This window comes from Paraburkholderia sp. GW821-FHT02A12, assembly GCF_059422005.1.
Genome location: NZ_JBWKWA010000002.1, coordinates 1,722,317 through 1,746,290, shown reverse-complemented (window position 1 = coordinate 1,746,290; position 23,974 = coordinate 1,722,317). Strand labels below are relative to the sequence as shown.

General features: G+C 57.8%; 20 protein-coding genes and 1 pseudogene. 11 read left to right on the top strand and 10 right to left on the bottom strand.

Annotated features, from left to right (window positions below):
• Positions 1 to 33: 33 nt before the first annotated feature.
• A pseudogene (locus tag AC07WT_RS29220) lies at positions 34 to 1,262 on the bottom strand (ISL3 family transposase).
• Between the two features lie 202 nt (positions 1,263 to 1,464).
• Between AC07WT_RS29220 and AC07WT_RS29215 the strand changes: the two are divergent.
• From AC07WT_RS29215 to AC07WT_RS29175, 9 genes are all read left to right on the top strand, one after another.
• Positions 1,465 to 2,028, top strand: a complete 564-nt coding sequence (locus tag AC07WT_RS29215; RefSeq protein WP_494949626.1) for a recombinase family protein — start codon at positions 1,465 to 1,467, stop codon at positions 2,026 to 2,028.
• Positions 2,029 to 2,730: 702 nt separating this feature from the next.
• Positions 2,731 to 3,087, top strand: a complete 357-nt coding sequence (locus AC07WT_RS29210; RefSeq protein WP_494949625.1) for a Rid family hydrolase — start codon at positions 2,731 to 2,733, stop codon at positions 3,085 to 3,087.
• A gap of 195 nt (positions 3,088 to 3,282) precedes the next feature.
• Positions 3,283 to 4,155 carry a phosphonopyruvate hydrolase gene (locus AC07WT_RS29205; protein ID WP_494949624.1) on the top strand — a complete coding sequence of 291 codons (873 nt, stop codon included), beginning with the start codon at positions 3,283 to 3,285 and terminating at the stop codon, positions 4,153 to 4,155.
• Between the two features lie 49 nt (positions 4,156 to 4,204).
• On the top strand, positions 4,205 to 4,468 hold the full coding sequence (locus AC07WT_RS29200) for a hypothetical protein (RefSeq protein ID WP_494949623.1): 264 nt from the start codon (positions 4,205 to 4,207) through the stop codon (positions 4,466 to 4,468).
• Positions 4,469 to 5,502: 1,034 nt separating this feature from the next.
• A complete protein-coding gene (locus tag AC07WT_RS29195; RefSeq protein ID WP_494949622.1) occupies positions 5,503 to 6,675 on the top strand; it encodes an ABC transporter ATP-binding protein in 1,173 nt (390 codons plus the stop codon).
• Complete coding sequence (locus AC07WT_RS29190) at positions 6,672 to 7,628, top strand: carbohydrate ABC transporter permease (RefSeq protein WP_494949621.1); 957 nt, start codon at positions 6,672 to 6,674, stop codon at positions 7,626 to 7,628. The genes AC07WT_RS29195 and AC07WT_RS29190 overlap by 4 nt, the downstream gene beginning before the upstream one ends.
• Entirely contained in the window at positions 7,625 to 8,461 is an 837-nt protein-coding gene (locus AC07WT_RS29185) for a carbohydrate ABC transporter permease (RefSeq protein ID WP_494949620.1), read from the top strand. Before AC07WT_RS29190 ends, AC07WT_RS29185 begins: the two co-directional genes overlap by 4 nt.
• Positions 8,462 to 8,536: 75 nt before the next feature.
• Positions 8,537 to 9,799: an ABC transporter substrate-binding protein gene (locus AC07WT_RS29180; RefSeq protein ID WP_494949619.1), complete on the top strand. Its 1,263-nt coding sequence runs from the start codon at positions 8,537 to 8,539 to the stop codon at positions 9,797 to 9,799.
• 101 nt (positions 9,800 to 9,900) lie between these two features.
• Positions 9,901 to 11,010, top strand: coding sequence for a hypothetical protein (locus AC07WT_RS29175; protein WP_494949618.1), 1,110 nt, complete (start codon positions 9,901 to 9,903; stop codon positions 11,008 to 11,010).
• Between the two features lie 31 nt (positions 11,011 to 11,041).
• On the opposite strand, the gene AC07WT_RS29170 is transcribed toward AC07WT_RS29175, so the two are convergent.
• The 5 genes from AC07WT_RS29170 to phnF all read right to left on the bottom strand — a co-directional run bounded on the left by AC07WT_RS29170 (position 11,042) and on the right by phnF (position 16,120).
• Positions 11,042 to 11,971, bottom strand: a complete 930-nt coding sequence (locus AC07WT_RS29170; RefSeq protein WP_494949617.1) for an NAD(P)-dependent oxidoreductase — start codon at positions 11,969 to 11,971, stop codon at positions 11,042 to 11,044.
• A gap of 742 nt (positions 11,972 to 12,713) precedes the next feature.
• The gene (locus AC07WT_RS29165) at positions 12,714 to 13,787 is read right to left on the bottom strand and encodes a succinylglutamate desuccinylase/aspartoacylase family protein (RefSeq protein ID WP_494949616.1); all 1,074 of its coding nucleotides are present in this window, start codon (positions 13,785 to 13,787) and stop codon (positions 12,714 to 12,716) included.
• 130 nt (positions 13,788 to 13,917) lie between these two features.
• Complete coding sequence (rraA, locus tag AC07WT_RS29160; protein WP_494949615.1) at positions 13,918 to 14,445, bottom strand: ribonuclease E activity regulator RraA; 528 nt, start codon at positions 14,443 to 14,445, stop codon at positions 13,918 to 13,920.
• Positions 14,442 to 15,305 (bottom strand): TauD/TfdA dioxygenase family protein, encoded by an 864-nt coding sequence (locus AC07WT_RS29155; protein WP_494949614.1) that lies wholly within the window; start codon positions 15,303 to 15,305, stop codon positions 14,442 to 14,444. Before AC07WT_RS29155 ends, rraA begins: the two co-directional genes overlap by 4 nt.
• Positions 15,306 to 15,400: 95 nt before the next feature.
• Positions 15,401 to 16,120, bottom strand: coding sequence for a phosphonate metabolism transcriptional regulator PhnF (gene phnF, locus AC07WT_RS29150; protein WP_494949613.1), 720 nt, complete (start codon positions 16,118 to 16,120; stop codon positions 15,401 to 15,403).
• Positions 16,121 to 16,977: 857 nt separating this feature from the next.
• On the opposite strand from phnF, the gene AC07WT_RS29145 reads away from it, so the two are divergent.
• Both AC07WT_RS29145 and AC07WT_RS29140 read left to right on the top strand, forming a co-directional pair.
• Positions 16,978 to 18,489, top strand: a complete 1,512-nt coding sequence (locus tag AC07WT_RS29145; RefSeq protein WP_494949612.1) for a carbohydrate porin — start codon at positions 16,978 to 16,980, stop codon at positions 18,487 to 18,489.
• A gap of 205 nt (positions 18,490 to 18,694) precedes the next feature.
• Positions 18,695 to 19,255, top strand: a complete 561-nt coding sequence (locus tag AC07WT_RS29140; protein ID WP_494949611.1) for a recombinase family protein — start codon at positions 18,695 to 18,697, stop codon at positions 19,253 to 19,255.
• 182 nt (positions 19,256 to 19,437) lie between these two features.
• Here AC07WT_RS29140 and AC07WT_RS29135 read toward each other — a convergent pair whose 3' ends face one another.
• The 4 genes from AC07WT_RS29135 to AC07WT_RS29120 form a co-directional block, all read right to left on the bottom strand.
• Positions 19,438 to 19,953 (bottom strand): GNAT family N-acetyltransferase, encoded by a 516-nt coding sequence (locus tag AC07WT_RS29135; RefSeq protein WP_494949610.1) that lies wholly within the window; start codon positions 19,951 to 19,953, stop codon positions 19,438 to 19,440.
• Positions 19,954 to 20,884: 931 nt separating this feature from the next.
• Positions 20,885 to 21,808: an NAD(P)/FAD-dependent oxidoreductase gene (locus AC07WT_RS29130; protein WP_494949609.1), complete on the bottom strand. Its 924-nt coding sequence runs from the start codon at positions 21,806 to 21,808 to the stop codon at positions 20,885 to 20,887.
• Positions 21,799 to 22,164, bottom strand: coding sequence for an FAD-dependent oxidoreductase (locus tag AC07WT_RS29125; RefSeq protein WP_494949608.1), 366 nt, complete (start codon positions 22,162 to 22,164; stop codon positions 21,799 to 21,801). The genes AC07WT_RS29130 and AC07WT_RS29125 overlap by 10 nt, the downstream gene beginning before the upstream one ends.
• Positions 22,165 to 22,674: 510 nt before the next feature.
• Positions 22,675 to 23,958 (bottom strand): D-amino acid dehydrogenase, encoded by a 1,284-nt coding sequence (locus AC07WT_RS29120; RefSeq protein WP_494949607.1) that lies wholly within the window; start codon positions 23,956 to 23,958, stop codon positions 22,675 to 22,677.
• Positions 23,959 to 23,974: the final 16 nt, after the last annotated feature.

The following is a 23,974-nucleotide window of genomic DNA, read 5'->3' as shown; positions in this document are numbered from 1 at the left end:
TGGCTATTTCAAAAGTGGAGTGGCTAATGCGGCTCACGAGGCATGTGGATTGAAGGCCGAGAAGTCGAGCTTGCCTGCGATCAGGAACAGCACGGTTCGCATGGTTTTGAAGCTGGCGTATCCGCGCGCCTTGCGCCTGGCAGCCTGAAACAGGCCGTTGATGCTTCAATGAAGCCATTGGTCTGGCGCGTCTGGGCCCAGGCGACGATGCCGTCGAAATGACGAAGGATCATGCGTGCGACGTCCTTCATGGGCTCGACCTTGGAACGCATGACGCCGTTGCGCCACCGGCGCAACATCCTGGAGACGACGTGGATCTGCTTGCGATCGAGAATCTCGCGCAGTTGCTCGCGGTACATCCAGGCACGGCCGGTTCGGTTGGTGGTGTACTGGCTGATCAGCGCCTCGAGATCGGTCAGTTGCGCGAGGTTCAGCTTGTCAGCATCCTTAAGCAGCGGCCAGCGCATGCCCTTCAGTGCAGGATCGGTCTTCTGCTGCTCGCGGCGCACACCATCGAGAGCTTTGGAGGCGTGCGCGATTACGTGAAACTTGTCGAACGTCACGCGCGCATCGGGCAGATGCTCGTCCACGCCCTTGATGAAGGCGGGCGACATGTCGATGCTGACCGATCTGATCTGCGCAGGTGTTGCGTTGTGTTCCTCCAGGTGACTGGCAAAGCGTTCGACAACGCCTGCATCCTTGCCTGGCGTGACGAAGACCACGCGCCGCTCGTCCATGTCGGCGACCAGCGAGACATAGTCGTGGCCCCGCCGGCACGAGGTTTCGTCAATGGCCACCGTGCTGAGTCCGGACAGGTCAGTTGCGGCCACGGCCAGGTCCACGTAACGGTCACAGATGGCCTTCACGCGATACCACGACAGGTTCACCAGACGGGCCACGGCGGCAAATGTCATCTCCCGGCACAGCGCCAGCACGAACGCTTCAAACAGCAGCGTAAAGCCATCCAGCTTGCCTATCCAGTCAGGTTGCACGAGCCGCACCGAGCCGTCGGGCAGGCGTACCCGCGGCACGCGCACCTCCAGAAAGCATTCGTGCTGGAAAAAGTTGAGGTGCCGCAGTCGCTTGATCTGCGTGTCATGGACCGGGTGCTCGCCCCCGACGCTGGGGTAGGAAAATCGCGTACCCGCGACAAAGTCCACGGCAATGGTCAGTTCACGCCGCGCGGCGTCGAAATCGACACCTTGCACGTACCACGGCGCCGTGATTCCAAGGGCTGCTTCAAAGAGTTGGATCTGGTTCATCAGTGTTCGCGTTGTCTTGCAGGACTGGTTGCCGCATTCTGCCGCAACCAGCCATGTCCCAGCTTACTTTTTCCACACGCGTCAAGTGTTCGCTTCGCCGGGCTGAAGCCCGCACTTGACCCGCCAAGCCACCCATTCGAGATTTGAAAGAAGCCGAAACCTCAACTAGCATTAGAAGCCACGTCGCGAATGTCAGTCCACCATGAGAATTGGATATGCACGTGTATCAACGGACGAGCAGAACCTCGATCTTCAGCTCTCGGCACTGCACGCTGCCGGGTGCGACTCTGTATTTCACGACCAGGGCGTTTCAGGCGCGAACTTTTCCCGGCCCGGTCTCGAGGCTGCGTTGCAACAGGCAACCGAAGGCGATACGTTGGTCGTGTGGCGTCTCGACCGCCTAGGCCGTTCGCTTGCCAAACTTATCGATCTGGTCGAACGGCTCAACGCGAACCGAATCCAGTTTCACTCCTTAACCGAGTCGATCAGTACCGAGACGTCCGGAGGCACGTTCATATTCCACATGATGGCCGCGCTGGCTCAATTCGAGCGTTCGCTAATTAGCGAGCGGACAAAAGCTGGAATGGCAGCCGCCCGCAAGCGAGGCCAGCATACCGGAAGGCCACCCTCGTTGTCGCCGGCCGAACGGCAAGAATTGCAAAGTATGCTGCCGGACACATCGTCGTCAGAACTCGCTCGACGATTCGGCGTGCATCGTCGCACTGTGGAACGAATCCGCAAGCAAGCCGTGGACGCAACAAGATAGCTCGCTCGCGCCTTTCCTGGAAACGCCCCATGCCGGCCCTCACAATTTTGCCGCGACAAAAGGGAACCTATCAAGATCGCTAAATCCCCGGAAATGGCCGCGCACAGCAACGAGTCAGGGGACGTCCGTGTGTGTGTTCATGTAATGTGCGCTTGTTGGCCCCACGCCCAGCAGACACCTGTTCTGCAATCTGTATAAGACTTGCCCTACTGTCGTCCAATTGGCTGCGAAACACATGCGATTTCCGTTCCGAACTCACGCCATGACCATACCTGACACAGCCAAATCCCTCATTCGCGATTTGGCAATCGTCGGAATCGGCAACTGTCATCTTATCGTCACACGCCACGAATAGCATAGATGTCTATGTTTGAAGTTTTGCTGGCGCGGCCGGCTGCCTTGAGTTCGCTGCCCCGCGGGTGAGCATGTCCAATGGGTGTCCAAAACTGCGGCTTGGCACGTGCGGATCGATACAACTTAATCGACCTCGCGTGGAGTTCATTCGCTCTGCTTTTGTGAAAAATTCAACACCAAGCTTTTGTACAGACGTCGTGCCCTAGCCGATGCCACAGGCGAATCATGGAGCGCGCACATTTGCTGCCTCGTTTTAAGCCCATAGCATTTTCGCACCGGCAAACGCCATGGACATGATCCAGACTTCACGCAGCCCATCGTTACTATCAATAGATGAAGGAGAATTGGATGGACATTGAACGTTTGCCTGGGACCGCGCCAGGGCGCACGCATGCCGCAGCATTTGGGCCTCTCGTTTTCGCGGTCGCAACGTCAAAAAACAAGGATGCCGATCTCGGAACTCAAGCGCACGACTGTTTTTCCTACCTTGACTCCCTGTTCGAACGGCTTGGCGCAGCAAAAGGTCGAGTCCTGTCAGTCACGGTTTACCTCGCCAACCTCGAGCATAAGGCGATACTCGACAAGGCTTGGTGGGCGTGGGTTGGAGACAATCCCGACCATTGGCCGCAACGATGCTGCATCGGTGCCACCTTGTCGCCCGGCTACCTTGTGGAAATGACTGCCATTGCAGCACGCGGCGATTAGAAGGGTGAGGATCCATACGTCGGCATCGTTGTGTCGCTGTCTCATTTTCGCGGTTCACTGGTCCGACGACTTATACGATGACCGCCCCCGGCAAATTGCCTAAACCTAGCGTCGAACTCCCCGTCACCATCAGACGGAGACGTTGGCGACACGCCGCCCCTCACCAGCGGCACACGTTGATGAATAGGAATCCTCATGAGCAAGGCAAAACAGCTTCGAAATAGCATGGCCGCACGCGGCCTCGTACATATCATGGCCGCCCACAGCCCACTCTCCGCCATGCTGGCCGAGGAAGCTGGATTCGATGGGCTCTGGGCCTCGGGCTTCGAGCTCTCCGCACTCTATGGCCTCCCGGATATGAGCCTGATCTCCATGACGCAGCACCTTGATATGCTGCGTGCAATTGCCGGACGCTCTTCACTCCCGATCGTAGCCGACATTGACACAGGCTATGGCAATGCGATTAACGTCATCCACGCCATTACTGAATATGAGCGAGCAGGCGCATCTGCCGTCGTCATCGAGGACAAGACCTTCCCCAAAGTCACCAGTCTCGCTGCGGACGGTCGGCAGGAACTTCTGCGAATTGAAGAGTTTGAAGGAAAAATCAGCGCGGCGGTCAGCTCACGGATTGATCCGGACTTTCTGGTCATCGCCCGTACCGAGGCGCTGATCGCAGGGCTCGGCGAAGATGAAGCTCTGAAGCGTGCGAAAGCATATGCCCGCGCTGGCGCAGACATGATCCTCATCCACTCAAAGAAGAAAGATCCTGCCGAAATCGAAAGCTTTGCGCGCGCCTGGAATGCGGACGTTCCGCTCGTCCTCGTACCGAATGCCTATCCGGAACTCGACGCGAACCGCATCAAAGCGCTCGGCAACGTCCGGATGGTGATCTATGGAAATTACGGCATCCGCGCCGCAACGACTGCCATGCAGGACGCATTCCGACGCATTGTCGACGATGGAGGTGTGCAGAATGTCCACAAGGACATCGTACCCGTCGAAGAGATCTTCCGTCTCCAGGGCATGGATATCGTCAAAGATCAAGAAGCTCGCTTCTTGCGCTGATGGCGCTCGCCAGTCAACTCAACACCGTCGACTCCTTGCGATCATCAGTATGGAACGGGACTATTTGTACGAAGGCTACAACATTCACATAGCGTTGCAGGCGTTCGCGTCCACTTCCTGGAGCAGTTTCAAGATGCCCGACGTCGGCTTCACTGCCGTTGTCACCATCACAAAGCCTGGTGCGCGAATGCCCATATTGCCTGCACTTCATTTGGGGGACGAGAACGGCAAACGATTCTCAACCGAGGTCGAAACCTTGCTGGCGGCCGGCGAGGCCGGCAGGCTTGCCATTGAGGATTTACTACGTTCCTGAGAGGCAGCAAAGTCCGAGGTACGACTCGACGCGTCAAGGGCAAACCGGTGCCCCTGCTTCCAGGGGCGGCACGTTCGCCAGTTGGGCACCTTTCGCACTCCGGCGCAGCAAGCCGGCGCCCGGGGTGTCGAGCTATCGCTCATGCACTAAAACGTTGTACGTGCAGTCTGAACGGAGCGCCAGGCAGCCAAACGCGATTCTCCGCATTTCCTTTCAGGTAGCTCGCCTCGCGTGGTGACCGCCACGCAACGACACACGGGCCGGCGTGTCGCATACGCCCATTCAAATTCTGTCCGTTAGGGCGATGACTCTGCAGCAGCTTGCAAAGTCCAGCCGCGCCGCGATGCGTATTTCGCCGCACCGATGGTCAGCGTCGAGACCGGATCGATCAGGATCAGTTCGACGCCAGTCCGGAAGCACTTCGCTCCGAGCAGTTGCCGATATTTCGCCTAACGCAGTCCCGAGCGCATGGGAGCGCCCTTCGGGCTGAGCTGCGCAGCGCCACCGCTTTATCTTCGCCGCAAAGTCCAAATCTTCTGCAATAGATGGCCTGCGGGCCGCCTTTGCCCACGCCAGCGCATCCGTCAGCAGTCAGCTCGCTCGAAAGCACGTCTGTGCGTTGGCCCGAGGACGCATTCTCGCGCACCAGCGGAACCAGCTTCGTGGGCAACGTGTTACCAAAGGTGTCCGGCTTGGTCACGGCTAAATGTTCCACGTCGCCGATAGCGCCGTCCTCCGCGTGGTCATATCCAACGACCCGCTGGCGTCGCAGGCGGTTTTGCCACTGGCTGTCGCGAAGGATCTTTCGATAGTTTTTGATTATGCGCCGCCTCGTCATCTGTTTGTCACGTATTGCCCTTATAACGTCTAGTCTATTTGTCTAGGTTTGCTTTTGACGTTGACCGGGATCGCGTGTCGTTCCCCTCCTGCACTGACCGGCGCCACGGCACGAACGTGTTGGACAAGCGCTCTGCGAGCCCGGTTAGCACGCAACAGTCCGTTCAGACGCTCTCACATTCTCGTTAGGAAACTCGATGGCAGCAGTCACGCTCACAGGAATCTCCAAGCACTACGGCACGACGACCGTGTTGCGCGACGTCTCACTCGAGATTGGGGAAGGTGAATTCGTCACACTTCTCGGGCCCTCAGGATGCGGCAAGTCGACCCTTTTACGTATCCTTGCCGGGCTAGAAGTGCACGATGCGGGCGCGGTGTCGATCTCCGGACGGGTTGTTGACCACCTCCGACCCAAGCAACGTGATGTCGCCATGGTGTTTCAGTCGTACGCGCTCTATCCGCATCTGACCGTCGCCGCCAACATGGCGCTACCGATGCGCATGCGGCGGCTGTCGTCCTGGCAACGCCTACCGTTCGTGGGCCGCTTCGTTCCGGGCGCTACGACAGCGGTTGCGGAAATCGAGAAGGAAGTGATGCGCACTGCGAAAGCACTCGGCATCGGCCATTTGCTCTCCCGCAAGCCGGGCCAGCTCTCCGGTGGCCAACGCCAGCGCGTCGCCGTCGGCCGCGCGATGGTGCGCCACCCTGCCATCTTCCTGATGGACGAACCGTTGTCCAACCTCGATGCCGACATGCGTGCGCAGATGCGTGCCGAGATTCACGAACTGCACCAGCGCCTCGACGCCACGTTCGTCTACGTCACTCACGACCAGGTCGAGGCAATGACGCTGTCTGACCGCGTCGCCGTCATGCTCGACGGCGAACTCCTGCAGGTCTCCCCGCCCGAGGTGATCTACAACGATCCCGACAACCGCCGCGTGGCTGAGTTCATCGGCTCGCCGAAAATCAATATGCTGGATGGCCTGGTGAATAGTCCGAGTCTCGTTAACGTCGCCGGCTCGCAGCTCGCGATCCACGCCGACGCCCTTCCTGGTGCAACCCTCACACTCGGTATCCGCCCGGAGGCCTTTCATGTGGCCGACCGTTCCGGTCCTGGAATATTGACGGGAACCGTGCGCATGATCGAGCACATGGGCTCCGACCTCTTTGTTCATGTGGACCTGGCCGGCTCCTACCGACCGCTTGTCGCACGGCTGTCCGCAGAACGCGCGCCGCATATTACCACTGGCCAGACTGTCCATCTCGGTGTGCCCCCCGAACGGGTGCTTGTATTCACCAGCGAAGGCAAGCGGCTGCGCTCACCGCAGGCTGCTGCCAGTGTTACGCCGATCCGTGGAGCCGCCCAATGACCGGCCCCACTATGGACACGTGCAACGCTGCTGAAGACGGCACTCTGAAACAGGCGGCAAATGCCGCCGAGCGCAGCCGAACTTTCGCGGAAGCGCTAAGCGCCATGGGGCTGGTCGGACCGGCGTTGCTGCTACTCCTTATTCTGGTTTTTCTTCCGGCTCTCGCGGTGTTCATCATCGCCCTGACTGACTGGCAGTTTGGCGCCAGAACGTTGGCGTGGGTGGGACTCGCGAACTTCCACCAGGTTTTTGCGGACGCGGAGTTCCGCACCTCGCTCAGCAACACGGTGATCTATGTGCTGATAGTAGTACCAGGGACCGTCATCCTCGCGCTTGCCATCGCGTTGCTGATCGAAAGCGGAAAGAGCCTGCGGGCTTTCTACCGGGCGATCCACTTTGTGCCCTTCATGGCAACACTCACCGCGATGGCGATCGCATGGGAGGCCTTGCTACACCCCACAATAGGGCTCGTCAACGAAACACTTTCCAGCCTTGGCTTGCCCACCGCCAACTGGTTGCGCGACGAGCGCACCGTGCTCCCGGTGCTCGCCGTCATCGGTATCTGGCAGAACCTGGGCTTTGCCATGGTGCTCTTCCTCGCAGGCTTGAAGTCGATCCCGCAGGACCTTTACGACGCCGCCAGCATCGACGGAGCAGACGGCTGGCTCGATCGCCTGCGCACGGTCACGCTACCCATGCTCGGCCCCGTCACGATGTTCGTGGTCATCGTCGTGGCACTCAAGGCTTTCGAGACTTTCGACACCGTGCAGGTCCTGACACAGGGTGGACCGGGCTATAGCTCAACCATGCTGCTCTTCACGCTTTACCGCCAAAGTTTTCAATACCTCCAGGCAGGGTACGGCGCCGCAGTCTCTGTCGTCTTTCTTTTGATCGTCCTTGCACTCGCGTTGATCCAGGCCCGCGTGATGGACAAAAGCGTTCACTATCAATGAATATGGTCAAGCTTCCGCGACCCGCGGCTATTCTGCGACATGCCACGCTCCTGGTCACAGGTGCGCTGATCCTCGTGCCATTCGTGTGGATGGTCAGTCTTTCCATCAAGCCGCCGGGTGAAATCTTCAGTGCGCATTTCGCGTTGTTCCCAGAACACTGGTATGCGGCAGAGAACTACACGAAGGCACTGACTAGCGTGCCGCTGCCGTCCTACATGCTCAACGGTGTCATTGTGTGTGCGGTGATCCTCGCGCTGCAGATCGCGGTTTGCGCGCCTGCAGCCTATGCGCTAGCGAAGTTACACTTTCGCGGCCGCGACCTGATCTTTTCGCTCGTACTGGGCGGTCTGCTCCTGCCTAACCAGGTTCTGGCTCTGCCGCTTTTTATCCTGAGCTACAAGCTAGGCTTGCTTAACTCATACGCAGCACTCATCTTCCCATACATCGTCTCGCCGTTCGGAATCTTCCTGTTTCGTCAGTTCTTCAAGACCATCCCCGACGATGTGGTTCATGCTGCTCGCCTTGATGGCCTATCAGAGTTTGCAATCGTTTGGAAGATCATGATCCCAATGGCGCTACCCGCCATCATAGCTTTCTCAATTTTCTCGGTGGTTTCCCACTGGAACGACCTCTTCTGGCCGTTGATCGCCGTACGCGACCAGAAATTTATGCCGCCGCCGCTCGGTATCATGGCCTTCGCGAACGAGGAGGCCGGTAACGACTATGGTCCACTCATGGCAGCATCCGTGCTTGTCGTCCTCCCGCTCATTGTCGCTTTCCTTGCTGCCCAAAGATGGTTCGTAGAAGGCTTGACCGGGGGAGCGATCAAGTGAGGCGACTCAACTATCAGGCAAGAGCCAGGAGAGTTGAATGCTGCAATTTCCTACATGAGTCATGAGATAACAGGAATGAAAATCAAGAGATTGAGTAAGACTGTCGCAGGCCTTTGCGTGGCACTGGCCGTCACGACAAACGCGGCTTTCGCGGAGGCAACAATTCGGGTTTCCTACGCGCCCGCGGCATTCAAGAGCCTCTACGAGGCATTGGCACACCGCTTCATGGACGCTCACCCGGGCATCAAGGTCGTTCTAGATACTCCGGCGATCGACTACGACAGCCTAATGCAGCAGACCTTGAGGCAAAGCCTTACCAATCAACTGCCCGATGTTTCTCACCAGGGCCTGAACCAGATAGAAACACTCGTCGATCGAAATATTGCAGTGCCCCTTGATGGTTTTATCGCAAAAGATCCGGCCTGGAAGAATATCGGTGTTCCGGATAGCGTAGCGTCTTACGCGTCCTTCAACGGAAAGACATATGGTTTGCCATTCGCGATTTCCGTTCCGGTGCTCTTCTACAACGCCGATCTCGTGAAGAAAGCCGGCGGGGACCCAGACCATCTGCCCGCGGACTGGGATGGCGTCATCGATCTTGGCAAGAAGATTAATGCGCTGGGATCCGGAACCAAGGGTCTATACGTCGAGTACGTCAATCAGTCGTGGTCCTTTCAGACGCTCGTAGGGAGTTTCGGGGGGCGGATGATGAGTGAAGACAAGCGAAAAATTGAGTTCGACGGTTCCGCCGGTCTTCAAACCATGAAACTCTTGCGACGCCTCACCGAAGAAGGCCAACCCCCTTTCGATACGTCCCAGGCCAGACAGGCATTTCGGTCTGGTACGCTGGGCATCATCTTCACGTCGAGTAGCGGACTCAATACGTTTCAACAGTCAGCCGCGGGCAAGTTCAAAGTAATAGTGGGGCCGAGCCCGGTTTCTTCACCTGAAGACAGGCTCCCCGCTGGCGGTAATGGAATTGTCATGCTGACTCGTGACCCGGAGAAACAGAAAGCGGCATGGGAATACACGAAATTTGCACTTGGCGGCATCAGTCAGTCCTTGATGGTCCAGGCCACGGGGTATGTACCGGTCAACACGGCGGCGATGAAAGACATGAACGGACTTGGGAAATTCTTCAAGGAGCATCCTCAATACTCGGTTGCAGCGGCGCGTCTCCCGATGATGAGCGGATGGTTTTCGTTTCCAGGCAGTAACAATTCGAAGATCATCAAGCTCATAGGAGACTACTGTAATGCGGTGGTTACGTTGAAACAGAAACCAGAAGAAGCGTTGTCGAACCTCAAGAAAGATGTCGAGGCGCTCCTCCCGCGTTAAGAACATCCCCGCCCAGAATGACCAGGATGCCGGCAACGGAAAAAATCTTCAATCGTTCCATACAGGCCAGTTTAGGCACGTACGACTACGCAAGGTGTTCTATGTCAAAAAGCGATACGCGAGCGGCACTATTCTCCCGAGAAGAGCGGATAGAACACGACGCAATTGCAGGACTGCGCTTTCTACGTCAAGGAGATAGCGAGCAACCGCTTGTCATATTTCTCTCCGGCGGCGCCCATCTAGCCCGAATCGCGTACGGCGATCCGTCGTCAGAGCATAGGGATTTTCTCGACTATTGGCTGGCGCAACGAGGGTTTGGGCTCCTTGCCCTATCCTACCCAACCGATCATCCTGCGATCGGCGCGCCGTTGCCCGGTCTAAGCATCAAGGCTTGGTCTGCCTGGGTCGCCGACGTCACTTCCGACGTACTGCGCGACACCCCGACGCGTCCCGTTGTGGTCGCCATGTGGAGTATGGCGGGCGCCTCAGCTGCCGCCATGAACGCTGCACTTGCAAGCCGTGGCTTAGAATCGGTTTGCTTTATCTCCCTTTCCGCCACTCCGCCGCTTCCTGGACTGATTCGAGTCAAAACGGGCGGTGAGCCGCTGACCTCCGACGGACTATGGGCGCTAACTGCCTCATCGGCACCCGACGGTATTCGCAATGACCGGATCCAGGCCTTTCTCTCCTCCATCAAGGCGCAACGTCGACAGGATGGACGCAACGTCATCGATGACAATGCTTATCTGCAATACTACGTCTGCAATACGCCAATCATGCTCCGCGGCACGGGGCAACGCTATTCGGACTCAGGTGTTGCCTGGGATCTCGAACAGGCCGTGGATGACACGTGCGCCGTTCGCTTCCCGGACTTTCCTTTAACCGCGATGATAGTTCCAACGGACCGGGAGGACGAAGCGCATGCGCTCGGTGATCGCGTGAACTGGCATTTTTTCAACGTCCAGAAGATTCGTGCCGAGGCCCAGGGAGTCGATATGAGTATGGATCGATGGGAGCGACTGCGCAGTTCGGTTACATCTCTTCCATCACGGCTTCATCGCGAGATTCCTGGAGGACATTTTTTCTTTGTCGGTGCGAAAGGGGCCGAACATACAGTTGCACACATTGCAGATCTGATAGCGGAAGCGCGGAGCGTCCGTGCTGAGATCAATGCCATCCTCAGGTGTCAGGAAGCGAGCTCAGTGGAGTAACAACAACATGCCTCCCCGGCCACCGCGCGCGCTATCCCCTCTTACGCGGCGTCTGCAACACGTCGACGAATCCAGACAAATCACTATCCGCAAGTCCCATGGCTACACCAAGGCGCAGCACTTGCTGCACCGTGCCCGAAACCGGCATAGGGGTGCCGGTTTCGCATGCCGCGGCTGCGATTGTATCCACATCTTTTTGAAAGGTACTCAATGCGCCGATGGGCGGTTGCCCAGCCTGCGTCATGCGCGGCACGAACGTCTGGAGCAGCACCGAATCGGCCCACCCGCCCGCGAGCGCCTGTGTGAGGCGTGCGCCGTCGATCCCGCTACGATGCGCGAGGCTGATGGCCTCGGCGATGGCGGCAACCGTCGACGTGACGATCGCCTGATTGCACAGCTTGGTGGTTTGCCCAGCACCTGCCGCACCCATATGGGTGACGCGAGCCGCATAGGTCTCGATGACGGGCGTCACGGCCGCGACGTCGGCAACGTCCCCGCCCGCCATAACGGCGAGTGATCCCGCAATCGCGCCCGCCACGCCGCCCGAGACGGGAGCATCTATCCAGCCGATAGCCGCCTTCGCGGCCCGTCGGGAAAACGCCCGCGTCCCCGACGGCGAGATACTGCCATGATCGACAATCCAGCGTACGTGGCTGTCGCCGCTCGCCTGGATTACGGCAGGCACGATCCCGTCGGCGCCAAACGCGACCTGTTCAACGGCCGCCGCGTCGTGCAAGCAAAGGAAAATTACTTCCGCCTGTCCAGCAAGTTCAGCAGGCGTCGATGCGACTGTCGCGCCGTCCGGCTCGAGCGCTTCTGCTTTCGCGCGTGTGCGGTTCCACACCTGCACCGTATGACCTGCACCCAACAGGTGTCGAATCATTGGCGCGCCCATCAGGCCCGACCCACAAAAACCGATCTGCACTTCTTTCTGCTCCCTTTTATGTGTAACATCATCCATCGGGTGATTTTGTCGTGGTAGACCGATTCGCCGGCCAAGTCAACATATGATGAGGATTGCTTATGCAGCGAATGGACAGAACTGCTGCGCAGGAGTTTGACTGATTTCGCCGTACTCCAACTCCCCCTGACCATCAGGTGCATCAATGCGATACCCGCCCAGTGGGATACAAGCGCACCGAAATTTCTTGGACCCGCGCATCGGGCGGGTCCGACGCCTGATCCCCGGAGCGGAATCATTCGTGGCGTCGGTGCCGGAGTCATCCGGGCACCAATGCATTTTCGGGTCGCATTCTACGCGTTCCGTAATGCGACACAATCCATTCGGCCGTTTCGTAATTGTCCATGGCCGACGAACCCAATTCGTAAGTTCGACGCCGGCCCGAGGTCCGCAATACTGGTAATCACGTGACGAGTACAGCGATCTCACCCGTGAAGCGTGTACCCCTCGCAAGCATCGAAGTGGCTGTCCCGTCAGCTTCGTCGTTTCGGTGTTAGCAGGAAATTGTCTCAACCTTTCGGACGCGGCAGCGAACCTCCAGGAACGACCGACCTCGTACGTGAAACGCCCCCACCGCCGCTCAGACGTTCTGAAGGCGCGGCGATGCCACGGTCCTCTTGGGCTTTGCTTTAGACCCCGCGCCCAGCGGTACCGTGGGCATTCATACGTCACCTCGCCAGCGCCACTATTTCGGGACTGTCGCCTACTCGTTCTCTCTGCCACGCAAAGCGTCCGCGCAGATTCATTGCGAATCCCAAGGAGCACCCAGAATATAGAGAAAGTCGCCGATTAACGTTTGTGCAAGCGACCTGACGCAAAGGATAGTACCGCCCTCCGTAAAGTGCACAACCTGGGGCGGTTGCCATGGGGTTTCTGGAAAGTGTATTGCCCCTGCGGCGTCTCCTGCGGACACCTTCGCACCGACATCGACATATGGTTCGAATAGCCCGTTGGCCATCGCGTACACATATTTCTTGGTCGGCAATCGGGTCATGAGACGGGTCTGTGGAACAGGCACACTGGTTAGTGGTCGGCGAATTGCACCGACTTCGTACAGGACGCGCAACAAACCCTCTTCGGCGCGCTTCAGCGCAACGATGCTAATCCGGTTTGCCCCACCCAATTCTGTTGACATGTGAGGTATTCCAGCTCGCTCACACGCGCCAAAGAGCTTTTGGTCATTGCCCATGAGTCCCTTCACTACGATGCTCGTGGGCATCCCGAAAACTTTCAGGAGATGTAGCTGCTGCTCGAAACGCTCTTTATCAGGCGTGTAGAAAATGTGTGCGGACGGAACGAACTCCGCAGAACTGCCGCCGGAGTGGAAGTCGAATACACGGTCCACCTTGGGAAGCAGCACGCTTTCGATCAAATGGGCGATCATCTCAGTGGGCGTTCCATTTGGATCGCCTGGAAATAAGCGATTGAGATTTCCATCGTCCAGGGGCGATACACGGCGACCGGCGTATGCGGCGGGAGCGTTTGCCGCAGACAGTACAACGATATGCCCGCACACATCCTGGGCTTCAATCATCCTCATGAATTTCATCAAAAGGACCTGGCCTTCGTACTCATCCCCGTGGCTTCCTGCCATCAGGAGAATGCGTGGCCCCACGCCATTTTTAATCTTCGCTACGGGAATTGGAATCCACCTGCCCCCGTGGTCGTGTGTTGACACCGGAAGACGAAAGTATCCGAACGATTTGCCTTCGGCATCAAGATCAATGTCACACCAGATTCTCGAAGCGCCGCGAGGATACTCGTCAGAAGGCTCAGCCGAGGCACCCGCCTCTTGAGTTCGGGCTTTATCAGTCATCTATTTCTCCGTCTAGGATGGTCGGTAGGAGGCGCTGGTGCCTGCAAAACCGTGAGCGCCGATTCCCTACCGCGATCCGCACCTTAACAGCAGGTTCGGTATCAAGGTCGTACATGGGTGCCGCGTGCTTTTACGTTGCCGCCACCCACTGGTTGATCTCGGCCGCCCTGACCACGACGACGCCATCAGCATCAGCCGTTATCCAGTCGCCGGGAGCGACGCTGACGCCGCCGATCTCAAGATGTGTATTCACTGCTCCCGCCCCCTGCTTGCGCGGCTTGCGAGGACAGGTCCCTAGCGCAAAGACTCCTATATCGAGAGCGCCGAGGCCTCCTGTATCGCGAACGGCGCCGTTGATTACGACTCCGGCCCAGCCATTTTCCACGACCAGGGCACCAAACCGATCGCCAAACACCGCATGCTGTCTGGAACCACGGTTGTCGATTACAAGGACACGGCCTTCTCCCTTCTCTTCCAGCATCTGCCGGATGAGGACAGTGTCGTCCAAAGCCGCGAATGTCGCCGCCGGCCCACAGAAGGCAGCTTTCCTGCCAATTCGCCACCACGGCAGATCCATGATCATGGCCCGGTCACCAAGGAGATCGCACAAATCCGCACTTGCAACGGGGACTGGCCTCAGCACAGGCTCCGGCGTCATTGCGGCCGCTCCCCGTCGGTCGTCACATGCCACAGGACACGATCTTGCGTCGCGTCAAATGGTTCACGCCGATGGAGCGTAAACCGATTATCGAAAATCATGAGATCGTCGGGTTCGATGCTGGCGCCCCAGACCTCTTCCCATCGCTCGATGACACTCCAAAGTACATTGGAGAGCTTTTCAGATTCACTGGCCGACAGTCCTTCGACAAGGCACTCGCGCTGCCGTGGAGGAAGCAGCGACAGCCGGCCGGTTGCCATCTCGCGCCTCACCAACGGATGCCGAGGGCCAATATGGCGCCGGTCGCCCCCCTCGGGAAGGGCCTCAATCTCCCGGGAGTACTCAGGCGCATAGGCGAATTTCGAGTAATGGATTGCCTTGAGTGGCCTGATGTATTCCGCCAGCACATGCGGCAGGCCGTCATAAACAGCCCGCAAATCCATGAAAAAAGTCTTGGGCGGCTTATGACTGGGAGCCACGCGGCCATACAGGAACGTCAGCGCCGTGGGGGCGTCGAGATAGCTGCCATCGGTATGCCACGCATTTTCCGATGCCCCTCCATCCCCCAGATATGCCCCAGAAACAGAGACGTTCGAGACGACTTTTATTTCAGGATGTTCAGGGAGATGGACAGCCGCTCCCGATGCCCGTCGGAGCGCTCTAACAGGTCCAAAGCGCTTCGCGAGCTCAATGAGCTCGCCGGGGCCCAGATGCTGCCCACGGAAACGCAACACCTTGTAGTTTGATAGCAAGTCCTCGATCTTCGCGGTCTCCTCTTCAGGAGCGCTCAGGAAGTCGCGCAGGTCCACACCGGTGACATCTGCGCCAAGCGCGGGCGAAAGCGGATCCGCCTTCAGCATGGTTCTCTCCATTGGATGTTGTTATGCCATTCAAACATAGACAACTAGGAATGTAAACACCAATGAAGCGCCTGCGAACCGACGCCGAGTGCCGATCAGTAGTCCAGGATGAATTCGATACGACTGCCGCAGTAGGTCGTGACCGCGTAGAAGACCGGCACGCTATGTTCGTCGACATTGACGATGTCGAGTTCGAAAACGGGGTCCTGTACCGACATCTTGAGCTGGCGCGCTTCTTCCAGTTCCGGCAATCGGCACTTGATGCGCGCCGTTTTGCGGTGAAAGCTCTTTACGCCCAAGCGACCGACAAGGTCGGACAGGGATATCTGCGAGCTCTCGCCACGAGGCAGTTCTGAAAACACCTCCTCAACCATGGGAAAACGCTCGACGGGGAAATGCAAGCGAACAAGGTGTACGGGCGTACCATCGGCTTCGCCCAACATGATCGCAGTCAGCATCGGAGTCCCCGACCTGATTTGCAGCCGCTTCGCCACGTCATCCGGAGCGCCATAGACGACGGTCGACAGGACCTGCCGGCTAGGAGTGCGCATGTTGTCGAAGAGGTTTTGCTCAAAGCGGGTCTGTGCGCCGAAAAGAAAGCTGATGGCATCCTCGACGACGACAGTACCTCGCCCTCGCTCGGCCCGCACCAGGCCGCGAGTTTGAAGGTGGGACAACGCCCGCCTAACGGTATGGCGGTTGACGCCGAACCGAATCGCAAGCTCGGCGTCACCGGGCAAACGTCCTCCCGGCGCCAGCACGCCCTTCTCAATTTCCTCGACCAGTGTCTCACTTATTTTTTGCCATATCGCCATATCGGTCCCTCGATCCCTTCAACCATAACGCGATCAGCACCCTCGCCGAATCGCAATGCCGGTTCCCATCACACGAATGTCATAAAACAGCATTATAACGTCTACCCTAGTTGTCTAGGATTGAAACTTCATCAGCGCTTGCATAGTCTGGCGAACCGATTCACAACCACCGAACAGGATCGTTGTGTTAACAAGACGAAACAACCTACCCATCGACGTGCCCGGCTTAGACTTGTCAATCGCCTGCGCTCGCAGGGTCCGACTGCCCCACCTCGACTGTACGGGGCGCTGCGGCTTTCAACAAACCTAGACATTGTAACCTACGCGTGCAATTCATCAGCAGTACGCCCGACGGTTGTCAATGTGGGCCGGCTAGCATCCGAAGCCATCTCAACTCTCAAGCCGCGGTAGCACTCTACGGCTTCCGCGTTCCTGAGAACGATTTGAGGACCCTTGAGTCCGTGAAGACGGTTTGGCCGAGTTTTTCAAATAACGGGCCTTTCGGTAACCCATTTGCGGCTTTCCCCGTCGTCTATCGCTGTCGGCCCACTTCAAGCGATGTCGCTTTAAACACAAGGCCCCACCGACAGATATGCGTGCAGGCGAATAGCCCCATGACTGTCGTCGATGACGTCGACTGAACGATTCACGTTCCGCCCGTTATTTCCCAAAACGAGGCATGAAGGTGGCGAAGCTACATAGTCGCGGTCAAAGCTATATGCCTTAACTGCTGACGGACACTGGCGATGGCCTAGTTTCGCGTAACCCGGAGGTACTCGGCGCTGGCATGGACAGTCAACACGCTCCTGTTAATAGCTTCAATTGCTTTATTAGTATTACTACATTCTGGAAATCAAATGAAATTGCATATTCATTCCGCGCTTCCGCGGACACAATATTACGTCTTCGACTCCTACCAGGGACAAAACGAAATTGCACCGGATATCAGACCCCGCCGTGCTGCGTCCCATCCTGAGTTTCCCTCTCGCGTTGTCGCCCGCATCGTCGGGGCCGCGGGCGTTTGTTTGTCCATTACTGCGGTGCAGGCGTGGGGCGACGAGCCGGTGAAGATAACGAACGTCGACGCGGGGAGCCTCCCAACGTCAGTCCCACCGACAACGAGCCCGGTCGCTGCTCCTTCGTTGTACGCGAACCTCAAACCGAAGGGATTTAACATCGGACTGCCGGGCCCGGAGGACACCGTCGACCCGAAGATGTTCGGGCTGCGCGACCGGCTGGCGGATCTCGGCATCGGCTTTCTCGGCATTGATCTGGCTAGCGCGACGCAGAACGTCCTGTCCGGCGTGTCCCGTGGCAACGCGGGCACGCAACAATACAGCGGACAACGCTTCACGTACACCAACAACGCAATTGCGGGCATCACTTACGACCTGTCCCGCTTCGGCATTCCAGATGGGCAACTGTATGTTGCCGGCTATTGGAAGTGGGTATCGTGGGCTCCGTTGGGCCCAACAAACCTCGGCCTCTCCTCGGCCACCTACTACCAGACGATGTTTCACCGGCAGGCCGAACTCAAGATCGGCTACACAAGCAATACTTGGGAATTCCTGAACTACAACCTCGGCGGCAATCTCGCATCGAGCGTGTTCGGTCCGTCGGGCAGCATCCCGTTGCAGGGCGGGCTGTCGAGCAATGTCACGCCGAGGCCTGGCGTCAACCTGACTTGGCACCTGACACCCACACTGTATCTAAAAGGAGGCGCGCAGCGCGCGGTCAATCCAGACGGCACGGCGACCGAGATCAACGATAACCCGACCGGTTTCAAGTGGGGTACGCCCAACTCGGGTACGTTGTACATCGGCGAGGCGGGCTACCAGCGGACAGCTGCAGAAGGTGTGCCATTCACTTGGGTACGGGGTGGCGGCGCCTACAACACGAGCAACAGCAAAAGCCTTGAGCATCCGGGAACCCGTGTTGGTCATAACAGTTGGTATTACCTGGTTGCCGACCAACAGCTGTGGCAAACGCATCCCGCGGGCTCGCCGGGTCGAGGCGTCTATTTCGGTGCGTCCGCGATGTATGCGCCACCCGAAACCAACACGGTCAGCCAATATTACGAATTCCGGCTCTACGGCAAGGGCCTGATTGAAAACCGACCGTACGACCTCGCATCACTTGTGATGACCGACACGATTTGGAGCAGCTACGCGATAGAACAATCCGCGAGTAAAGGCAACATGGTGCATCGCGACAGCAAGGCAATCACACTGTCCTACAGCGCGAGATTGACCCCGGGCGTATATGCGGGGCTTGGTGTCAGCTACGTGAATCACCCGACCAGTATCGCTTACCAGGCCAATACCGGCTCCGCACTCAACGTTCTCGCGAATCTGAGTATCTTCTTCTGAAGGGCGGTGCCCTATTCCGATGGGATGTCAGCGAACCCGAGCAGTAGCCTTCTAGATCAAGGGCATGCTGCTCGGGCCCTATGGTGCCCCCGGCGAGAACAGGGCGCAGAGATTGAAGCTCGCACCTGTCAAATATGCGCCTGCGCTTCGATCGACTTCAATCGCGCAACGGTCCAGTAAGAGCGCTACCTTCTCAGATAGCATCATGAAAATTGGATATGCACGCGTGTCAACCGACGAGCAGAATCTCGACCTGCAACTGTCGGCACTGAAGGCGGCCGGATGCGATGCCGTGTTTCATGACCACGGCGTATCGGGTGCACAGTTCTCGCGTCCGGGTCTTGAAGCTGCGTTGCGCCATGCGAATGACGGTGATACCTTCGTGGTGTGGCGTCTCGACCGCCTGGGCCGATCTGTTGGCAAACTGATACAGGTCATTGAGCGGCTTAACGCAGGTGGCGTTGATTTCCAGTCGCTAACTGAGGCGATCAGTACCAAGTCGTCCACTGGCAAGTTTATATTTCACATGATGGCCGCGATGGCGGAATTCGAAAGGTCACTCATCGGCGAACGCACACAGGCGGGAATGAAAGCGGCACGCGAACGAGGGAAACATATCGGCCGACCACGGTCACTGACGCCGTCCGAGCGCGAGGAGGTACTACGTCTGCCGCCGGAGGTCTCGTCAGCAGGCATTGCTCTCCGATTCCACGTTCATCGTCGTACCGTGGAGCGAATTCGCAAGCAAGCCAAAGACGGCAAGTAAGGAACCACCCCAAAACGTTTACACCCATAGACGCTGCGCGCAAACCGAACCCTTCTGTCGTAGTTCTCGTTATCGCGGAGCGCTCTCGTGAGCCGCACCGGTGTGGGGTCGGTTGCTTGCAGATAGAAGCGTGCTACTGCCGCCGCCAATTGCGTCAAACTCGCAAACTCGCGAAAGTGAGCTCAAGAAAGCGAACGCTCCAATGACAGCTCCTTGGAGAATCTTTCCCCCTCTCGAGAGAAGCCATTCGACTCGTAAAATCGGCCGACGCGTGACCGCTGACCGCCGCCGGTGATCTCCGCCTTCACACAACCCACCGTTTTGAACCAACTCTCGGCTCCGGCGACGAGGGCGCTTCCGATACCGCGTGCACGGTGACCCTCATCAACGACGAGGCTGGTGACCCGCCCGACATAGCCATCGGCATGGAACAACGGTACCGCATGTAAGCTTACGCAGCCGACGACTACTTTGTCCACAGTAGCCACGAGAACCTTGTCCGTTTGACTGTGACGCATGGTTTCAATCTTTTCGAGAACCAGGACAGGAGTCAACTCATAGCCCAGTTGACGCAGCAGCGATGCGATCACTGTGTAATCCGATGGCTGCGATTCGCGAACATCGAGGTTCGATGGCATCCTCACGGGGAATATCCTAGGCACAGCCATTGGTTCTTTCTCAGGTTTTTTACGCAGCATTGCTCTCCCCGAGCGTTACCCCGCCAGACTAGCACCGATCTCGATGCCCGTTTCTGCTATGGCGGAAACTCATTCGCTGGAAAATCGCGTCTTGCGACTGCCATTCTCTGATTTTCCGCCACCGCGTATCTCTACAATTGTTCTCGCTTCGATTCACCAAAGGCCCCCGGTCGGCCTCGCTTCCAGCGGACTGCATGATGCTCGGGCGTCGCCTCTGACAGGGATCGGCGCAACTCTCAGGTGGTTTGGCGGCGCTTCGCCCGACAACACGGGCGCCGCCTCTTTTTTCTCACGGTATCGCGGGTAGCTTCTTAAACAACGAGAACCACCTTCGCCCCCGGTGCTCATGTGCTTCCGTCGCGAACAGGAGAGATGAAGCGCCGCAAATTCCGAGACCCTGCTGCGAAGATGGACTAGTGACCACACGCCGTTAGCTGATCTCGGACTAGCCATTGCCTGCTCCATCGGAAGCTTTGACCTCAGCTTGAGCGTTCCATTAGGTCCTGCAATCCGCATAGCGGCTCCTTCACGTTCTTGTGGGAGGATGCACCGCGACGCAAACATAGCGCCCATGCTTGGACCGTCTGTGGTGGCTGACTCTGAACCCTTTCTTAGGATCGGGCGCCAGCCAATCTTGGACCATTGTTCCCAAAGACAGCCCCACACTTTTCATGAACTTCTCCATCCTCTTAAACGTCGCAAGTGAAGCAATTGCATGAACTGAAAACGTGCGTGTCGTTTTCTGTCGGACATTGTTCGACTGTCTTGCAGCACCCAGCGTCGGGCGTTAAGAATCGACTAAGAAATGCCGAACTCCCGCTGTAAACCTGCTGAACTTGATCGCGGTATCACTGCGCAACCATCGTGCTGCTATCTCTCTGCATTGGGGGTCGTGGCGCGAGTATCCTAGAGGTTGGTTGTCGCCTACCGTCTATGCCGCTTGCAGAACCGAGTGGCGCTTCGCGGTTCTGCGGAATCTTCGCGAGCTTAGTTCGCTTGCATATCTGGACGAGCCGTCAGTCACCAAGTCCGCCAGAATCCCTGACGAGACAGCGGCCAACGTAAGTCCGAGATGTCCGTGCCCCGTGGACACAAAAATGGATGGATGGCCGGGTACCTGCTCGATGACCGGCAAGGAGTCTGGCGTAGCTGGACGTTCACCGCTGCGCACATCGAATCCAGGGCGAGCTCTAAGCGTAGGTAGACGTTCGCGCACGCGATCCAGCGCAGACAACAGCAAGCTCGGGCGACCGCGAAAACCTGGCGCACCGAAGTGACTGATTCCCGAGATCCGGGCCCCGTGTTCGCTCGGCGCCAGAACAACTCCTAGACTCGGCATCGAAACAGGTCGAGTAATGAAACCAGGATCGACGTCTAACTCAAGGTGATATCCCGTCTCAGCAACAAGCGGAATGCGATGACCGCAGTCTGCCAGGAGACGGTTAGAGTGCGCGCCAGTCGCGAGAACAGCCGTTCGGGTTGAGTAGTCCGCTCGAGCACATCTTACGGTGGCCTTTCCACCCGGTGCGCTTTCGACGCTCTGCGCCCTGTCAACGCAATTGAGGCCTCCACGTTGCACAAATACATCCACGAGACTGGCCACAAATGCGGCGGTATCTACGACGTGAGCTGATCCTTCAAGGAAACTCGCATCGGCCGCATTTGGCCCAATTGCGAGACCGCAAATGGCGGGCTCTAGCGCCGCCAACTCTGCGCCCGACACCATCCGTGCAGCCGCGCCGAGCGAGGTGCGAATCGAGTTCAAGCAGACGGCTCGGTCTGCTTCGGGGGAGGAGAGATGAACGGCCAAGTAGCCGCTTCTAGCGATCGGCGGCAGGTCGGCGCCTAAGAGCAACCATAAGACCGAAGTGAGTGCCGGCAAAGATCATGTAGTAGGTCTGTGCCATGCCAGACCATGCCCGAGGTCGATGACTTCGCGTATTTGATCGCCCACGGAAGGAGCCTGGCAGCCGAGCGCCAATCGAGCGCGGTAGAAGAACTTGACTTGAAGAAGGCGGTCGGCAGGTCCGGAATGCGATAGTGGGTGCTGAAAGGAAATGCGCCCGGATAGATTACGCCCGCACTGACGGAACTACAGTTTTGCGCAACGGACTGCTGTTCCAGCAGCATGACCTTCATCCCGCGCCGTTGAAGCGCCAGTGCGGCAGAGATGCCTACGATACCCCCTCCAACAACGATTGCATCCAACATATTCCTTGCCTGTCGTAAGAAAAGACGACGGTATCAGCTTGCTTGTTTTCTCTTCACTGGCGCGGCTTGAGCCCGCTCAACGAACGGGTTTTGGCCAACGAAGACCGGTTCAAGGCTGAGCTGCTGCAACTGGCTTAATTTTCCTTAGCCCACGCGTACTACGCCGCCGAAGCGGACTTTCCCCAATCAATTCGATCGACCGGCGCAATTTCCGCTTATTTTGAATCGACAACGGCATTCAAGCGCGGTCCTTGGACTTCGAAGAACGTGGACCCGCGCCGTCTTTGTTTACGAGCAACGCAATAAGTTTCGGGATGGAAGCGTACATTGGCGTGGACGCAGAGTCGGGCCTGATCCACACCGTCATTGGCACGGCGGCCAGCCGCGCGTGATTTCAAGACAAATCTTTAAGTAGATGACGCATGGGAATTTGGGGCCGGGAAGCTTGCACCCTTAAATGCACCAATTTCCCGGCTCTCAGGCTGCGTGAGCGGAATTGACGGACCAAGATCAAGCCACGTCCACTTCATGGACTTTGGCATTCGATGGGGGGACAATTCGTTCCGTATCGCTACTTTCGGCATCGCCAACAACCTCAGCCAGAGCTTCGGCAGTCGCTGCCGAAAGTGTCCAGCCCAGATGGCCGTGGCCGGTGTTGTAGTAGATGTTGCGCCTACGACCCGCGCCTACTTTTGGCACCATTCCAGGCAACATGGGGCGCAGGCCAGCCCATGGGATGACACGGGAGGTCGCAACGTTAGGGAAGTGCTCGCGTGTCCAGTCAATGAGGGGCTGGATGCGGTCGGCGCGGATGTCCCGATTGATGCCGTTGAGCTCGGCGGTTCCCGCAACGCGAAACCGGTCCTTCCCAAGCCGGCTGGTGACAATCTTTGCCTTGTCGTCAAGCAGACTCACCCAGGGCGCCGCCTGTTGACTAGTGCTATCGTCAAGCATCACGCTAATCGAATAGCCCTTTACAGGGTAGATATTGACGTGATCGCCGACGTATGAAGCCAACGCGCGACTCCCAACACCAGCACAGATGACCGCGCTTCCGAACTGTGCTATCTCAGCTTGGCCGTCACGGCGCGTTGAAATCGCGAGCCCGTGATTGTGTACTTCATCGATCGACAAAACCGTGGTGTCATATTGGAAAACGACGCCGAGCTTCACACAAGCCTCAGCAAGACCGCGCGTGAACTTGTGGATGTCCCCCGTCGAGTCCGATTCAGTGAAGAAGCCGCCATAGAACTCGCCATGCAATGCGGGCTCAATCGTGCGTATTTCTTCCGGAGTGATGGGTCTTCGATCTAAGCCACCCTCTCGAAGCAGACCGTTCACTTTCAGAGCCGTCTCGAATTCTTTGCGTGTCGCGTAAAAATGCAAGATGCCGCGTTTTTCATGGTCGAATTCAATGGCTTCTTTCTCCGCTATCGAGAACAGGTGTTCACGTGCCGCGATGGCGAGACGGACGGTGTCAATCGTGTTCGCGCGATAATTCCGGATTTGACGCAGAAACTCACCGATCCAACTGTACTTGTGCCAGCTGGGACGCGGGTTCATGAGAAGGGGCGCATCCTTCATGAACATCCAGCGCAATCCTTTCCAGATCGTCGCGCGGCTGTTCCAGACCTCAGCGTTACTGGCAGAAAGTTGTCCGCCATTCGCGAAGGAAGTTTCCATCGCCGCATAACGGTGGCGCTCGATCACGGTAACGCGGTGACCGCGGCGGGCAAGGGCGTATGCGGTCGTAACACCGGTGATCCCAGCCCCAATAACTGCAATGTGTGACATGACATGGCTCAGAGAT

Bases quoted from the DNA above. Each gene is read 5' to 3' on its own strand.
- AC07WT_RS29215 (WP_494949626.1), top strand. From the start codon at position 1,465: ATGAGAATTGGATATGCACGTGTATCAACGGACGAGCAGAACCTCGAT.
- AC07WT_RS29210 (WP_494949625.1), top strand. From the start codon at position 2,731: ATGGACATTGAACGTTTGCCTGGGACCGCGCCAGGGCGCACGCATGCC.
- AC07WT_RS29205 (WP_494949624.1), top strand. From the start codon at position 3,283: ATGAGCAAGGCAAAACAGCTTCGAAATAGCATGGCCGCACGCGGCCTC.
- AC07WT_RS29200 (WP_494949623.1), top strand. From the start codon at position 4,205: ATGGAACGGGACTATTTGTACGAAGGCTACAACATTCACATAGCGTTG.
- AC07WT_RS29195 (WP_494949622.1), top strand. From the start codon at position 5,503: ATGGCAGCAGTCACGCTCACAGGAATCTCCAAGCACTACGGCACGACG.
- AC07WT_RS29190 (WP_494949621.1), top strand. From the start codon at position 6,672: ATGACCGGCCCCACTATGGACACGTGCAACGCTGCTGAAGACGGCACT.
- AC07WT_RS29185 (WP_494949620.1), top strand. From the start codon at position 7,625: ATGAATATGGTCAAGCTTCCGCGACCCGCGGCTATTCTGCGACATGCC.
- AC07WT_RS29180 (WP_494949619.1), top strand. From the start codon at position 8,537: ATGAAAATCAAGAGATTGAGTAAGACTGTCGCAGGCCTTTGCGTGGCA.
- AC07WT_RS29175 (WP_494949618.1), top strand. From the start codon at position 9,901: ATGTCAAAAAGCGATACGCGAGCGGCACTATTCTCCCGAGAAGAGCGG.
- AC07WT_RS29170 (WP_494949617.1), bottom strand. From the start codon at position 11,971: ATGGATGATGTTACACATAAAAGGGAGCAGAAAGAAGTGCAGATCGGT.
- AC07WT_RS29165 (WP_494949616.1), bottom strand. From the start codon at position 13,787: ATGACTGATAAAGCCCGAACTCAAGAGGCGGGTGCCTCGGCTGAGCCT.
- rraA (WP_494949615.1), bottom strand. From the start codon at position 14,445: ATGACGCCGGAGCCTGTGCTGAGGCCAGTCCCCGTTGCAAGTGCGGAT.
- AC07WT_RS29155 (WP_494949614.1), bottom strand. From the start codon at position 15,305: ATGCTGAAGGCGGATCCGCTTTCGCCCGCGCTTGGCGCAGATGTCACC.
- phnF (WP_494949613.1), bottom strand. From the start codon at position 16,120: ATGGCGATATGGCAAAAAATAAGTGAGACACTGGTCGAGGAAATTGAG.
- AC07WT_RS29145 (WP_494949612.1), top strand. From the start codon at position 16,978: ATGAAATTGCATATTCATTCCGCGCTTCCGCGGACACAATATTACGTC.
- AC07WT_RS29140 (WP_494949611.1), top strand. From the start codon at position 18,695: ATGAAAATTGGATATGCACGCGTGTCAACCGACGAGCAGAATCTCGAC.
- AC07WT_RS29135 (WP_494949610.1), bottom strand. From the start codon at position 19,953: ATGCTGCGTAAAAAACCTGAGAAAGAACCAATGGCTGTGCCTAGGATA.
- AC07WT_RS29125 (WP_494949608.1), bottom strand. From the start codon at position 22,164: ATGTTGGATGCAATCGTTGTTGGAGGGGGTATCGTAGGCATCTCTGCC.
- AC07WT_RS29120 (WP_494949607.1), bottom strand. From the start codon at position 23,958: ATGTCACACATTGCAGTTATTGGGGCTGGGATCACCGGTGTTACGACC.